Origin of the sequence: Streptococcus suis YS56 (assembly GCF_000440115.1) — a bacterium.
Taxonomy (GTDB): Bacteria; Bacillota; Bacilli; order Lactobacillales; family Streptococcaceae; genus Streptococcus; species Streptococcus suis_L.
The window spans coordinates 1-12,928 of record NZ_ALMY01000010.1 but is presented as its reverse complement, the minus strand read 5'-3'; the positions used below and the strand labels follow the sequence as shown (position 1 = coordinate 12,928).

Here is a 12,928-nt window from a genome sequence, read left to right as displayed (position 1 = left end):
AATCAGTATGCAAACGAATGATTTTAATGAGATTATGTTTGGTCGCCGTTCGGTCAAAGTTTATGATGAAACGGTGACAATCGACCAGGAAGAAATGCTCGACATGCTGAACAAAGCAATCACAGCTCCATCTTCTGTCAATTTACAGCCTTGGCGGTTTGTAGTTGTGGAAAGCGAGGCTGCTAAGGCCAAGTTGCGTCCTATGGTACGTTTTAACACCAAGCAAGTAGACACTGCTTCAGCTGTCGTTTTAATTTTTGCAGATATGCAGCCGCAGGAACACACAGAAGCTATCTACGATCGTGCTGTGACTGAAGGCAAGATGCCTCAAGAAGTACGAGATTATCAGGTGCCAGCTATTAAGAACATGTATGATGCCTTGTCGCCAGCCACGATGAGAGAAGTCGTGAAAATGGATGCTAGTCTAGCTGCTATGCAGTTGATGTTGGTAGCCCGTTCTCACGGCTACGATACTAATCCTATGTCAGGGTTTGACCCTGAGGAGATGGCAGCAACCTTTGACTTGGATCCAGACCGTTATATTCCCGTACTGATGGTCTCCATTGGCAAAGCAAAAGAACCGGGCTTCGACTCTGTTCGTATAGAGGCAGAAAAGAAAACAGTCTTTAAATAATTCTGTCAGTAAACACAAAGAGAAAGTTGAGTAAGGAAATGGTGAGAGAAAGTCATCTACAAAAATGGGGAGCGATTGGTTTTCTGATCAATGCCAGTATCTACTTAGGGACAGAATTGATTGCTGCTATTGGGACTGGCTACCCACTTAGTTATGTTTATAGTCGGCAATTTATTTCGGCTCTTGGAGTATATAATGGGCAACAGGTAGCTGGCGTTCCAGAGAATTTTTCGAATTGGGCCATTGTCATGAATCTAGGCTTCATCCTGACTGCGATTGGCTTTGTTCTCTCCTACGCTCTGCTTATTTTTCCCAAAATAAGGCAGAGACATCCCCTTGTGGCAATGTTCTTAATATTCATTGTCACTCTATTTGGGCTGGGGAGCTTGTTAGTTGGTTTCTTCCAAGGTGGGGTGCCTGGTCAGGATAGCTTGCATGGACTGGGGGCTCGTCTGTCATTTATGATGGGCAATAGCACCTTGCTGTTGACAGGGCTTTTTCTGTTTGAGAAAAGACCGGCTTATCGCTCAATGAGTATGCTTCTTGGACTGTGTGGCTTTGTCGCTGCGGGCTTTTTACAGACAGCTATTTCGGAAAATCAAGTAGTAGTAATGGCGATTTATGAACGACTGACGGTCTACCCTATCACTGTTTGGCAGATGATAACCGGTCTTACATTTTTAAATAAATAAGTAGTCAGGACAGCTGTTCTGGCTTTTTTGCCGTTTAGGGCAGGAAATCGACCACATAGTCAAAAGCCCTTGAAACCAATAAAGAAATGGTGTTTAATAGGGTCAGAGAGAGAAGGGAGAGAAGATGAAAGTAAAACTAGCTATATCACCAGAAATTTTGGAAGACTTAGTGACCATTGAGGCTCAAACTATGTCTGAGCAGATTACACAGTTGGTGGCCTATGTTCAAAACCTAGACAAGCAGACATCTAGGCTGACAGTCAAAAAAGGAGAGCAGGTATATCTTTTGGAGCATGATGAGATTGTCAGGCTCTACTTGGGAGATAAGGTTTTACAAGTGGAAACGGTGGGAGATTCCTTTACTTCCAACCTACGCTTGTATCAGGTTAAGGAGGAACTGCCTGCCCACTTTTTGCAGATTTCCCAGTCGGAAATCATTCACATCAAGCAACTGGACCACCTCAAGTTGACAGCCAATGGTCTGGTCAAATTGGTCATGAAAAACGGCTCTGTCACCTACTCGTCTCGTCGTTATTTAAAAGTTATCAAAGAAAGGTTAGGATTATGAAAAAATACATCTTATCAGCCAGTTTAGGCGTTACAATCGGCAGTTTGATTTCAATCGTCATGGCGGGTTTCTTTGGCGAAGGCTATTATTTGCCAGTTAACCCACATTCAACCATGGGGGCGTACTACCTGAGTAATTTTAATCAGGTAACCGTCATGCTTATCTGTGTGCTGATTTGGGTGGCAATCGGCCTCTTGTTTCAGCTGGCAGACAAGATTTTTGAACAGGATTGGAGCCTTTTGCGAATGACTGCGACACATTTTTGCATCACAGCTTTAGGCTTTACACCGCTGGGCATTTTGGCTGGTTGGTTTCCGCTCAATCTTGCCTCTCTCCTCTTCTTCTGGCTTATCTTTGTCTTGGTCTACGCTTTGCTATTTTTCCTAAATTATCGAAAAATGGAGCGGCAGATTAAGGACATCAACGGTCGTTTGTAGTATAATAGCACTATCATTTAGTTGGAGTGTTTTATGAAAATTATACTGACGATTGTCTATAGTTTGGGAGTGGTGTGGAATCTCCTCATTCTTGCTGTGAATGTTGGTAAAGTTCCCTTCCTAAATTTGCTTTGGCCTACTGTGATTTTAGTGGCCTGTGCTATCAATTTGTACTTCTTATGGACCAGAAAGCAAGAGTCAGAATAGGCTCTTGTTTTCATTTGCTTTTCAGAAATAAAATCTATATTTTGTGTAAAATTTTAATTTTTATATTTTTTAGCACAAGATATTGATTTTTAATTTGTGAAATGTTACACTAGTAGCAGTGAAAAAATGGAGGTCAGTCAGATGAAGGTGCGAGAAAATGATGTAGAAAAACTGAATTTAGTCGTCTTGAAACGGGATGGTCGGACGGTGTCCTTTGATGAGCAAAAGATTTTTTCTGCTCTTTCGCGAGCCAATCAGGAATTGGAACACCCCGTGTCAGAGGCAGGTCTGCAACTGGTTTTAGAGGCAAGCTTGCAAGAGATTGGTCGTCGTTTTACAGGCGACATTCAGATTTATGAAATCCAGACTATTGTGGAACAGGAGTTGCTCAAGGCTCATTTGTATGAGTTGGCAGAACGCTATATCCAGTATCGGACCCAGAGGGATTTCCGTCGGCATCAGGCGACTGATATTAACTTTGAAATTCACAAGTTGCTGAGCAAGGATCAGGCCTTGGTCAATGAAAATGCCAATAAAGATGCGGATGTGTTCAATACCCAGCGGGATTTGACAGCGGGGATTGTTGGAAAATCCATTGGCCTCAAACTCTTGCCTGCCCATGTAGCCAATGCCCACCAAAAAGGCGATATTCATTATCATGACTTGGATTACAGCCCTTATACTCCCATGACCAACTGTTGTTTGATTGATTTCAAGGGGATGTTGGCTCAGGGCTTTAAGATTGGGAATGCGGATGTGGAAAGTCCCAAGTCGATTCAGACAGCTACGGCTCAGATTTCACAGATTATTGCCAATGTGGCTTCAAGTCAGTATGGGGGCTGTTCAGCTGACCGCATTGATGAGGTGCTAGCTCCCTATGCTGAACTCAATTACCAGAAACATTTGAAGGAAGCAACAGACTGGGTTTTGCCAGACAAGCAGGAAGATTATGCCCGTGCTAAAACGCAAAAAGACATCTATGACGCTATGCAGTCTTTGGAGTATGAGATTAACACCCTCTTTACGTCCAATGGGCAAACGCCTTTTACTTCGCTTGGTTTTGGCCTCGGAACCTCCTGGTTTGAGCGGGAAATTCAAAAGGCCATTCTCAATATTCGTATCAAGGGTCTGGGGCGAGAAGGTCGAACAGCTATTTTTCCAAAGTTGATTTTCACAGTCAAGAGGGGCTTGAACTTGGAGCCTGATTCGCCCAACTACGACATCAAGCAGCTGGCAGTGGAATGTGCAACCAAGCGGATGTACCCAGATATGCTGTCTTATGACAAGATTGTCGAGTTGACAGGCTCCTTCAAGGTACCAATGGGTTGCCGTTCTTTCTTGCAGGGCTGGCAGGATGAAAATGGGCAGGATGTGACATCTGGTCGTATGAACCTAGGTGTCGTAACCGTCAATCTGCCACGGATTGCCATGGAGTCTGCAGGAGATATGGACAAGTTCTGGGAAATCTTTGCAGAACGCATGGCCATTGCCAAGGATGCTCTGGTCTATCGTGTGGAACGAGTGAAGGAAGCAACTCCAGCCAATGCTCCAATTCTCTATCAATATGGGGCATTCGGCAAACGTTTGGCTAAGACAGACGCAGTAGATGAAGTCTTTAAAAATCGTCGAGCAACCGTATCTTTGGGTTACATTGGTTTATATGAAGTCGCAACAGTATTTTACGGTGGTCAATGGGAGACCAACCCAGAGGCAAAAGATTTCACGGTTGCTATTATCAAGAAAATGAAAGCCTTGGTTGAAGATTGGTCGGATGAATATGGTTATCATTTCTCAGTTTATTCGACACCATCTGAAAGCCTGACGGATCGTTTCTGCCGGTTGGATACGGAGAAGTTTGGTCTGGTTGAAAACATCACCGACAAGCAGTATTACACTAACTCTTTCCACTATGATGTACGGAAAAATCCGACTCCCTTTGAAAAACTGGACTTTGAAAAGGTCTATGTGGAGGCAGGTGCTAGCGGTGGATTTATCCATTACTGTGAATACCCTGTACTGCAACAAAATCCAAAGGCCTTGGAGGCTGTTTGGGACTATGCCTATGACCGTGTGGGCTATCTGGGGACCAATACTCCGATTGATCATTGCTACGCCTGTGATTTTGAGGGGGACTTCGAGCCGACAGAGCGTGGTTTCAAGTGCCCAAACTGTGGCAATAGCGACCCTAAAACAGTTGATGTGGTCAAGCGGACCTGTGGTTACTTAGGCAATCCGCAGGCCAGACCCATGGTTAAGGGTCGCCACAAGGAAATTATTTCCCGTGTCAAACACATGAATGGGTCTAGTTTGTAAGGACATGAGGGCTTCCGTAGTTTTGAGGAACTACGGAAGTTTGTTATAATAGAAGGAAACAATTAATAGCTCTGCTATTTTTCAAAAGGAGAAAACAATGGGAAAATACCAATTAGATGACAAGGGTAAGGCCTTGGTGGCACGTTATCATGAGAAGAATTCCAATGTGAAACAGGACAAGAAGGCGCGTGTGCAGGAATTGCTCAAGCAAGCCAAGAATAAGAAAAAATAGTATGGATTGAGAGACGAGAGTATGGAACTAAGAAGACCAACTATGGCAGATAAGGAAACGATTTTGGATATGCTGGCCGAGTTTGAAGCAGCAGGCTCTGCTATGGACGGAGGGTTTATCTCCAAAGATGTGGACTTTGAAGACTGGATTTTGCGAAACCAAGATTATGAAGCAGGCCTAAACCTGCCAGACGGTTTTGTCCCTTCCATTCAATATGTGTCGTTTGACCAAACAGGTCGAGCCCTTGGTTTTCTCAGTCTACGCCTACGGCTCAACGATTTCCTGCTCAATAAAGGTGGTCACATTGGTTACTCCATTCGACCGTCCGAGCGTGGCAAGGGCTATGCAAAGGAACAACTGCGACTAGGATTGCAGGAAGCTGCAACCAAAAATATTTCTAAAGTCCTTGTGACCTGCTCGACAGAAAATCAAGCCAGTCGCCGCACGATTGTGGCTTGTGGCGGTAGCCTAGAAGACACCCGCGAAGGAGTAGAACGTTACTGGATTGGCTAACAGAAGGAGGTAGCTATGACGGAACAGACCTGGAACAATCCCAAACCATGTGAGTGGAAGAGCGAGGAACTCAGTCAGGGACGGATTATGGACTACAAGGCCTTTAATTTTGTAGACGGCGAAGGCGTGCGGTGCTCCCTCTATGTCAGCGGCTGCCTCTTTCACTGCCCCGGTTGCTACAACGTGGCCACCTGGTCCTTCAAGGCCGGCATTTCCTACACCAAGGAGCTGGAAGACCGCATCTTAGCAGACTTGGCCCAGCCCTATGTACAGGGTCTGACCCTCTTGGGTGGCGAGCCCTTTCTGAACACAGGAACGGTCCTCCCACTCGTCAAGCGGGTTCGGGAGGAATTGCCAGACAAGGATATTTGGTCCTGGACAGGCTACACATGGGAAGAATTGATGCTGGAAACGCCAGACAAACTGGAACTGCTCAGCCGGTTGGACATACTCGTAGACGGCCGATATGACAAAAACAAACGCAATCTCATGTTGCAATTCAGAGGGTCGTCCAACCAACGCATCATTGATGTGCAGAGGTCCCTCAAAAAAGGAAAGGTAGTTATTTGGGAGAGGTTGGAGAAATGATGGGTATTCATTTCATTTATTTCCCAGATACTTGGAGTGAGTAGCAAAATTAAGGTAAATAAAAGCATAGTTCTAGGGAGGCAGTTGCCTCTTTTTACTTGCCTTTCTGCAAAAAAAAAGATTATAATAATATTCAAAATATATTATATTGAGAAAGTGAGGCAATCTATGTTAGTGGTGAAAATTGACCAGTTTTCTTACGGTAAAAAGCTCATTTTCAAAGATATCCATATGGAAGTCCCGTCCTCGAAAATCATCGGTCTGGTTGCACCTAACGGGACAGGGAAGTCAACCTTGGTTCGAATTATTTCTGGGCATATTACTGGATCAGGGATAGAGGTGAACTATCATAGAAAGAGCTATCAAAAGGACAAGCAATATATGCGTCAACAAATTGTAAAAATGCCTGACCAGGCAGATTTGTACGACGAACTAACTGGCTTACAGCACTTGGAATTTTACGCTGCCATGTGGGGAGTAGATGTCACTTATCCACAAGAAATAGTGACGGTCTTAAATATGGGGACCTATATTCATAAAAAAGTTGGGACCTATTCATTGGGAATGCGTCAGCGCTTGTGTTTTGCTTTGGTAGTAGTGACTCAGGCTAGCTACATGCTCTTAGATGAAGTCATGAATGGTTTGGACCCAGACAATGTAGAAATGATTTCAAGTTTATTGAAAGACTTGCGGGCCCAGGGAAAGACCATGCTTATTGCTTCTCACTTGTTAGATAATTTAGACAGTATTGCTGACAGTATTTACTTTATCAAGGATGGTCATTTTTCAGTTGTCTACCACCCCCAGGAGCAGGCTTTGGAAACCGTATTGCTTTCCTTTTCATCTAAAAATGCAGTGCAGGAATTTTTAGCCTTAAAGCCACACTTTACTTGTGTGAATAATGAGGAATGTCAAGCCACTATTCAACTGGATGAGCTGGGGGAAAGTCTTTCTGATTTTTTGGATTGGGCAAGTCGCAACCTAGATGATGTGAGAGAGATAAAGGTCGGTCGAAAAGGTAGTTATCTCATATATAAGGAATTATATGGGACCGAGGAGGAGGGAGATTAGTGGTGCGGACTTTGAAAACACAATTCCTGCTCATCATCAACAATCGTTTATTGAAGATGCAGGCTATCGGAATGCTTCTCTGCTTGCCAATGTTGATTTTGTTCCTTTTTAGCTCTTTGGAACATCAGTCGATTCAGTATGCTGAAGATGTAGCTAGACAGAGTGAATATGCGCAAGAAGATATGGAGTTTATGAAAACGACCTTTGATGCGTCCTTGCAAGAAAAACATGCAAGAGAATTCCAGTTAGATAGTATGGTGGTACAAAAGGCAGAGTATTTTGCAAAGGGACAGTATGTCAGTTATCTACAAGAAGCAGTCAATAGCTGGAAATTATATTTCTCCCTCCAGAAGGTGAGAGGCTACAATATAACGGAAAGTCAATTTCCTGCACTTCATTATGGAACAAATATGGCCTTTGATGATGTTAAACGAGGTACTTTAAACATCAATTTTGCTAGGCAAAGAGTGGCCATTTTCGAAGGAATGCTAGCTTCTACCAAGGAGGTTACAATCAATGAACTTGTTGGTATTACTGCCAGAGGGCAATTTTATCGCTGGTTGGGTCACGCAGGCCCTGAGGTTTTGTATCTGCCCCTATTTTTCCTGCTGACACTTTTGTTTTCAAGTCCCATTTTTTTAGATGATAAGCAACATGAGAGCCTCTTGGAAGTAAAACCGATTAGTCACTTGAAGTATTTATTGGATAAAATCATTAGTTACTGGTTGCTGATCAGCGGTTTTGAAATCTTCTTGCTAGCCATCATTCTTTTTGCTATCAGTAGCAGGTTTGGAGCTGGCGATTGGACGCTGGGCATTTTGACCTTCGTGGGGCAAGAAGAAGTGCAGATTTCTTCAATGGAGTTTTATGGAAAAGCAGTTCTATTTTTCCTTTTAATCAATTTTTTTCTGATTACATGTTTGGCTTCTTGCAATAAGATTTTCTCCAACAAGCCCCTGACGATCTGTCTAAGTGGACTTGTCCTATTTTTAGAACCACTTTTGCGTTTTTTGCAGATAAACTTTTTGGGGCAAGATCTTCTCCCTAGTTATTACATTAGTTTTGGTCCAGTCTTACATGGTGTGAAAGATTATTTTTTCTATAGAGGAGATTTTTCGGTTGAAAAAGGATGGATTGTTCTATCTCTTTGGACGCTAGTTCTATTTACAATGATGTATCTTAGTGTTCTTGTAAGGGAAAGGTTTCGACAGGAAAGAGGGAGAATATGGGGATAACAAAGATAGATTGGCATTTCTTGAGTTCAAAAAATTTTATTTTAAAGGCAATGTTATCAATCGGCTTCTTATTTTTGCTATTTGTAGGCTATAGTCTTTTTTTCCCAAGTCCAAGTCCTCGAGACTTAGTGGATCGCCAATTCAAAGTAATGGATAGTTTAGTGACCATTTATAAAAGCGACACGGAGCTGACTGCTGAAAGAAGGGAAGAAATAAGAGAACAAACCAACCGTATTTTTCAAAATTATGCCCAAGAAGATATGGTATATGTTTCAAATGATTCGGTTGAAAAATTAGTCCCAATCTTTGAAGAGCGCCTGACATTACTGGAGGAGTATGAACAACTATTTCCAGAATATTATCAAGAATATTTGCCAGATAAGAAATATGTAGAGCAAGAATTTATGGTGGTGCAATTTCTTGTTAAGCGTCATCAAGATTATACAATTTATAAGCTCTATGGTCCCTTCTTTGAAAAACTCTTGATCTTTTTGGGTTATGGGGGCAGTCTGCTGATTTTTACTTTATTGACTGGCTCCTATTTTCAGAGAAAATATGTTCATTATACTTTGTTGGAAATTCTTCCTGTCACGAGAAAAAGAGAAGTTCTTATAGAACTCCCCTACACAATCGTATTGTTTTATCTATTTCCGACATCCTTAATTTTTTTGTATGCTGGGCTGTACTCCATTTTCATAGCTAAGACCAATCTGTTTACCTATCCCATCTATCAAATGAGGACCGAAGGACAAGTATTATTGTCCATGGCTGAACTTTCTATCACCTATCTCTTATTTCCATTTCTATCTTGTTTATTGATTTATATTTTACAAGATTATTTAATCGGGTGGATGAAAGATAGTACGGTGACTACCATTCTAATTTATGCTATTTCACTACTGTCCATATGGAATAAACACTTTTGGTCACCCTTGTTCCACATGTTTCCCTTGCCGATTTTACAGTCGGATACAAATATGTGGCTAAGCCTTGTAATTCTTTTGATAACGACTCTTGTTTTGCTTATAGGGAGAGAATATTTGTCGGTTAGGTCATTCCTCTTTCCAAACTAGTATAGTCTTTTAGTTTACTTTTAGTACTAGGCAACGAGCCGCAGGCATAACTGGAGTTAGGCAAGGCGAGTTAACGAAGTAATAAAAGAAAAACTAAATGACGATATAGCGTCTAGGCTATTCTAGCGGGAGTACTTTGACTGTACTGTTTCTAACCTCCAGCGATCTCCCAGATAGTTGGAGTTAAAAGCAAACACTAAAAACCAGCTATCCTCTTTGCATGGATAGCTGGTATTTTTTGACAAAATGTAGAACAAGACCAAATTCACTCAAAAAACGAGAAAAAGCCTTGATAAATCAAGACTTTCCTCATATCAACCAATCCTCCCTGTAGGGATCGAACCTACGACCCACGGATTAAGAGTCCGCTGCTCTGCCAGCTGAGCTAAGGAAGGATAAAAAAATAAAAATGCTGTATTGGTACCGGTTATTCAAAGATTGTATTGATCCCGCACGCTAGAAGCAGGTGGGTGACGTGTTTTTGACTTAGTTGCTTCTGGGTGTACCAGCCTGCATACTGCCAAAAGATCTTTGTCTCCCTAGTAATACAAAAATAGTCGGTCAACACATAGGTATGAATTCGTATACCACAGCAGTTCTTATTTATGATTTAATATTACCACATTTTTTAAAAAAATCAAGAGAAAATCGGCAAAAAATGAAAACGTTATCAACTTTTTTTCTTGTTCTGTTTTAGATGCCGGATTTTTTCTTGGGTCATACCCAAGGCACGCTCGTATTTGCCGGTGTCGTTGGCAGTGAAGTAGTCCGCATTCAGTAACTTGTCGGGCAGGTATTGCTGGTCCACCCATTTTTCAGGATAGGCATGCGGATACTGGTAGCCAATAGCATTTCCCAGCTCCTTACTACCAGCATAATGGCCGTCCCGCAGGTGATTTGGAATAGGCAGATGACCGTTTTTCCGCAAATCAGCCAGAGCTGCATCCATAGCCAGATAAGCAGAATTAGACTTGGGAGAAAGAGCCAAATCGACTACCACATTGGCAATCAAAATCCGTGCTTCTGGAAAACCGATTTTCTGGGCAGCTTCAAGGGCAGTCACCGTATGAATCTGTGCCTCTGGATTGGCCAAGCCGATGTCTTCATAGGCAATGACTGTCAAGCGACGAGCCAGACTAGGCAGGTCTTCCGCCTCAATCAAACGAGCGGCGTAGTGGAGGCTGGCATTGACATCGCTGCCTCGAATAGATTTTTGCAGGGCGGAGAGGATATCGTAGTGGGCATTGCCGTTCTTGTCCATGCTGATGTAGGATTTTTGCAGGCTATTTTCCACGGCATCCAGATCAATGTGGCGACTACCGTTGTCGCTTTCTTTGGTCGAAAGCACAGCCAGTTCTAGCGAATTATAGGCGGCACGCAGGTCACCGTTGGTAGCATTGGCTAGAAAGTCCAGAGCCTCAGGCTCAATGGTGACGGGGAAGTCAAAACCACGTTCGCTGTCTGTCAGAGCCAGTTCCAAGGCCTGTCGGATGTGGCTGGTTTGCAAAGGCTGCAATTCAAAAATCTGCACCCGACTACGAATGGCAGGCAAAATCGAGAAGAAGGGATTTTCAGTCGTTGCTCCAATCATGATGATATTGCCATTTTCCAAAAGAGGAAGCAGGAAGTCCTGTTTGGTCTTGTTGAGGCGGTGAATCTCATCGAGCAGGAGGACCAGACCGCCAGAAAACTTGGCTTCTTCAGCGATTTCCTGCAGGCGTTTTTGGTTGTCGGTCGTGGCATTAAAGGTCCGAAAGGCATACTTGGTCGTGCCAGCAATGGCGGACGCAATCGAGGTCTTGCCAATCCCCGGCGGACCGTAGAGAATCATGGACGACAGCATATTGGCATCAATCATGCGACGGATAATCTTTCCAGGACCGACCAGGTGTTCCTGACCGATGACCTCATCAATGGATTTTGGCCGCATACGAAGGGCGAGATTGGCTGACATAGGCTTCCTTTCAGTGCATTTATGGTATAATCATTATACTACAATTTTAGGATTTGGAGAGAAACGAAGATGGCGGAGTTGACGGTGGGTGTTTTGGAAGAATACTTGCGTGACCACTATGGGACGACAGTTCCAGAGCAAAGTCTCTTTATGAAATTAGTGGAAGAAATTGGTGAAGTTGCAGAGCTACTGAATCAGCGTGCAGGCCGCAAGATGACGGATAGCGAAGACGACAGCTCTGCTCGTTTGGCGGAAGAATTAGCTGACGTTATTCACTATGCTGTAGCCTTGGCAGCGGTGAATCAACTAGATTTAACCAAGTCCATTTTGGAGAAAGACAAGCAGGCCTCCGTCAAATACGGTCGAGAAATAAATTTATTGGAATTTATAGAAAAGAGGAAATAGGATGGCAAAACATGGCTTTTTAGATGTGCTGGAAGCGGCACTGGATAAACATTTTACCTACGATTATGAACTCAACTGGGACAAGAAAAACCACGCAGTTGAGCTGGCTTTCATCTTGGAAGCACAAAATGCGGCTGGGATTGAAACGGTGGACGACGAAGGCAATGCCTCTGCGGAGGATATTTTCCTAGAGGAGTATGTCCTTTTCTACAACCAGGACAAGTCTCGCTTTGACGAGGAAGACTACCTGGTCGCTCTGCCATTTGATGCCAAGAAGGGCTTTTCAGCAGAGTTTCTGACCTACTTCGCAGGTTTTCTCAAGGACACCGCCGACCAAGGTTTAGATGACCTCATGGACTTTTTGGCGGACCCAGAAGCCCAAGAATTTGCGATTGCATGGGATAGCGAGGCCTTTGAAAAAGGCAGAGCAGACTTGGTAGAGGGGGAGTTCTACCCATATCCGAGGTATTGAGATGGTTCATGAAATGTTACTGGCTCCAAAACCGTTTGAAATGATGAAGTCTGGTCAGAAGACCATTGAGCTACGACTTTACGATGAGAAGCGTAAGCATATACAAATTGGAGATCGCATCCGTTTTTATTGTACAGAGAATCAGACGCAAACGATCGAGGTGCAAGTATTAGATCTTCACATATTTGATAATTTTGCTCAGTTATACAAAGAACTGGATCTATTATCTTGTGGGTATACGCAAAGCAGTATCAGAGAGGCGAAACCAGAAGATATGGAAGTTTACTATTCACGAGAACAATTAGAACAGTACGGTGCAGTGGGTATAGAATTGAGGGTAATAGATTCTATTTGACATTCCGTTTTCTCTCTTGCTTGACTGCAGGTGAAACTTTTGCTATTATAAAAATAGAAAAGGCGTTGAGCTGGAACTCAACGCCCTGACAGGACCATAACGATGGTAACCGCCCAATAACAAAGTGTATTGAAAAAGGCTCCAAAGTCCTGTCGACTCTGGAACCTTTTTCTATTTAC

16 protein-coding genes, 1 tRNA gene and 1 other RNA gene are annotated in these 12,928 nt (G+C 43.2%); 15 read left to right on the top strand and 3 right to left on the bottom strand.

What is annotated here, in order from left to right; genetic code table 11:
- Positions 1 to 7: 7 nt before the first annotated feature.
- The 12 genes from SST62_RS0101325 to SST62_RS0101270 all read left to right on the top strand — a co-directional run bounded on the left by SST62_RS0101325 (position 8) and on the right by SST62_RS0101270 (position 9,563).
- Positions 8 to 634, top strand: a complete 627-nt coding sequence (locus SST62_RS0101325) for a nitroreductase family protein (protein ID WP_029942442.1) — start codon at positions 8 to 10, stop codon at positions 632 to 634.
- A 26-nt stretch (positions 635 to 660) separates the two neighbouring features.
- Positions 661 to 1,326, top strand: coding sequence for a DUF998 domain-containing protein (locus tag SST62_RS0101320; protein ID WP_228376832.1), 666 nt, complete (start codon positions 661 to 663; stop codon positions 1,324 to 1,326).
- Between the two features lie 124 nt (positions 1,327 to 1,450).
- The gene (locus SST62_RS0101315) at positions 1,451 to 1,894 is read left to right on the top strand and encodes a LytTR family DNA-binding domain-containing protein (RefSeq protein WP_029186000.1); all 444 of its coding nucleotides are present in this window, start codon (positions 1,451 to 1,453) and stop codon (positions 1,892 to 1,894) included.
- Positions 1,891 to 2,331, top strand: coding sequence for a DUF3021 domain-containing protein (locus tag SST62_RS0101310; protein WP_029185999.1), 441 nt, complete (start codon positions 1,891 to 1,893; stop codon positions 2,329 to 2,331). Before SST62_RS0101315 ends, SST62_RS0101310 begins: the two co-directional genes overlap by 4 nt.
- Positions 2,332 to 2,364: 33 nt before the next feature.
- Positions 2,365 to 2,538 carry a hypothetical protein gene (locus SST62_RS0101305; protein WP_029185998.1) on the top strand — a complete coding sequence of 58 codons (174 nt, stop codon included), beginning with the start codon at positions 2,365 to 2,367 and terminating at the stop codon, positions 2,536 to 2,538.
- 126 nt (positions 2,539 to 2,664) lie between these two features.
- Positions 2,665 to 4,851 (top strand): anaerobic ribonucleoside-triphosphate reductase, encoded by a 2,187-nt coding sequence (gene nrdD / locus SST62_RS0101300; RefSeq protein ID WP_416332980.1) that lies wholly within the window; start codon positions 2,665 to 2,667, stop codon positions 4,849 to 4,851.
- A 97-nt stretch (positions 4,852 to 4,948) separates the two neighbouring features.
- The gene (locus SST62_RS1000000112975) at positions 4,949 to 5,083 is read left to right on the top strand and encodes a hypothetical protein (protein WP_014638808.1); all 135 of its coding nucleotides are present in this window, start codon (positions 4,949 to 4,951) and stop codon (positions 5,081 to 5,083) included.
- 21 nt (positions 5,084 to 5,104) lie between these two features.
- Entirely contained in the window at positions 5,105 to 5,596 is a 492-nt protein-coding gene (locus SST62_RS0101290) for a GNAT family N-acetyltransferase (protein WP_029185996.1), read from the top strand.
- A 15-nt stretch (positions 5,597 to 5,611) separates the two neighbouring features.
- A complete protein-coding gene (gene nrdG / locus SST62_RS0101285; protein ID WP_029185995.1) occupies positions 5,612 to 6,184 on the top strand; it encodes an anaerobic ribonucleoside-triphosphate reductase activating protein in 573 nt (190 codons plus the stop codon).
- A gap of 168 nt (positions 6,185 to 6,352) precedes the next feature.
- Entirely contained in the window at positions 6,353 to 7,255 is a 903-nt protein-coding gene (locus SST62_RS01000000111370) for an ATP-binding cassette domain-containing protein (RefSeq protein ID WP_029185994.1), read from the top strand.
- A 2-nt stretch (positions 7,256 to 7,257) separates the two neighbouring features.
- Positions 7,258 to 8,490 carry a hypothetical protein gene (locus tag SST62_RS0101275; protein ID WP_153309591.1) on the top strand — a complete coding sequence of 411 codons (1,233 nt, stop codon included), beginning with the start codon at positions 7,258 to 7,260 and terminating at the stop codon, positions 8,488 to 8,490.
- Between the two features lie 149 nt (positions 8,491 to 8,639).
- Positions 8,640 to 9,563 carry a hypothetical protein gene (locus SST62_RS0101270; RefSeq protein ID WP_194283578.1) on the top strand — a complete coding sequence of 308 codons (924 nt, stop codon included), beginning with the start codon at positions 8,640 to 8,642 and terminating at the stop codon, positions 9,561 to 9,563.
- Between the two features lie 322 nt (positions 9,564 to 9,885).
- Here the strand turns inward: SST62_RS0101270 and SST62_RS0101265 are convergent.
- From SST62_RS0101265 to SST62_RS0101260, 3 genes are all read right to left on the bottom strand, one after another.
- Positions 9,886 to 9,958: transfer RNA gene (locus tag SST62_RS0101265), tRNA-Lys, on the bottom strand.
- Between the two features lie 10 nt (positions 9,959 to 9,968).
- Positions 9,969 to 10,162, bottom strand: a non-coding RNA gene (ssrS, locus tag SST62_RS1000000111965) — 6S RNA.
- Positions 10,163 to 10,233: 71 nt separating this feature from the next.
- Positions 10,234 to 11,517 carry a replication-associated recombination protein A gene (locus tag SST62_RS0101260; RefSeq protein ID WP_029185991.1) on the bottom strand — a complete coding sequence of 428 codons (1,284 nt, stop codon included), beginning with the start codon at positions 11,515 to 11,517 and terminating at the stop codon, positions 10,234 to 10,236.
- 69 nt (positions 11,518 to 11,586) lie between these two features.
- Between SST62_RS0101260 and SST62_RS0101255 the strand changes: the two genes are divergently transcribed.
- From SST62_RS0101255 to SST62_RS0101245, 3 genes are read left to right on the top strand one after another with little or no spacing between them, the layout of a single operon-like run.
- The gene (locus SST62_RS0101255) at positions 11,587 to 11,922 is read left to right on the top strand and encodes a MazG nucleotide pyrophosphohydrolase domain-containing protein (protein ID WP_029185990.1); all 336 of its coding nucleotides are present in this window, start codon (positions 11,587 to 11,589) and stop codon (positions 11,920 to 11,922) included.
- Position 11,923: 1 nt separating this feature from the next.
- Positions 11,924 to 12,394, top strand: coding sequence for a DUF3013 family protein (locus tag SST62_RS0101250; protein ID WP_024409080.1), 471 nt, complete (start codon positions 11,924 to 11,926; stop codon positions 12,392 to 12,394).
- 1 nt (position 12,395) lies between these two features.
- Entirely contained in the window at positions 12,396 to 12,749 is a 354-nt protein-coding gene (locus tag SST62_RS0101245; protein ID WP_014636733.1) for an ASCH domain-containing protein, read from the top strand.
- Positions 12,750 to 12,928: the final 179 nt, after the last annotated feature.

What these genes read in the sequence shown, in the direction of transcription:
- nrdG (WP_029185995.1), top strand. Translation starts at nt 5,612, where the DNA reads ATGACGGAACAGACCTGGAACAATCCCAAACCATGTGAGTGGAAGAGC.
- SST62_RS0101290 (WP_029185996.1), top strand. Translation starts at nt 5,105, where the DNA reads ATGGAACTAAGAAGACCAACTATGGCAGATAAGGAAACGATTTTGGAT.
- SST62_RS0101245 (WP_014636733.1), top strand. Translation starts at nt 12,396, where the DNA reads ATGGTTCATGAAATGTTACTGGCTCCAAAACCGTTTGAAATGATGAAG.
- SST62_RS0101250 (WP_024409080.1), top strand. Translation starts at nt 11,924, where the DNA reads ATGGCAAAACATGGCTTTTTAGATGTGCTGGAAGCGGCACTGGATAAA.
- nrdD (WP_416332980.1), top strand. Translation starts at nt 2,665, where the DNA reads ATGGAGGTCAGTCAGATGAAGGTGCGAGAAAATGATGTAGAAAAACTG.
- SST62_RS1000000112975 (WP_014638808.1), top strand. Translation starts at nt 4,949, where the DNA reads ATGGGAAAATACCAATTAGATGACAAGGGTAAGGCCTTGGTGGCACGT.
- SST62_RS0101310 (WP_029185999.1), top strand. Translation starts at nt 1,891, where the DNA reads ATGAAAAAATACATCTTATCAGCCAGTTTAGGCGTTACAATCGGCAGT.
- SST62_RS0101270 (WP_194283578.1), top strand. Translation starts at nt 8,640, where the DNA reads ATGGATAGTTTAGTGACCATTTATAAAAGCGACACGGAGCTGACTGCT.
- SST62_RS0101260 (WP_029185991.1), bottom strand. Translation starts at nt 11,517, where the DNA reads ATGTCAGCCAATCTCGCCCTTCGTATGCGGCCAAAATCCATTGATGAG.
- SST62_RS0101315 (WP_029186000.1), top strand. Translation starts at nt 1,451, where the DNA reads ATGAAAGTAAAACTAGCTATATCACCAGAAATTTTGGAAGACTTAGTG.
- SST62_RS0101325 (WP_029942442.1), top strand. Translation starts at nt 8, where the DNA reads ATGCAAACGAATGATTTTAATGAGATTATGTTTGGTCGCCGTTCGGTC.
- SST62_RS0101305 (WP_029185998.1), top strand. Translation starts at nt 2,365, where the DNA reads ATGAAAATTATACTGACGATTGTCTATAGTTTGGGAGTGGTGTGGAAT.
- SST62_RS0101255 (WP_029185990.1), top strand. Translation starts at nt 11,587, where the DNA reads ATGGCGGAGTTGACGGTGGGTGTTTTGGAAGAATACTTGCGTGACCAC.
- SST62_RS01000000111370 (WP_029185994.1), top strand. Translation starts at nt 6,353, where the DNA reads ATGTTAGTGGTGAAAATTGACCAGTTTTCTTACGGTAAAAAGCTCATT.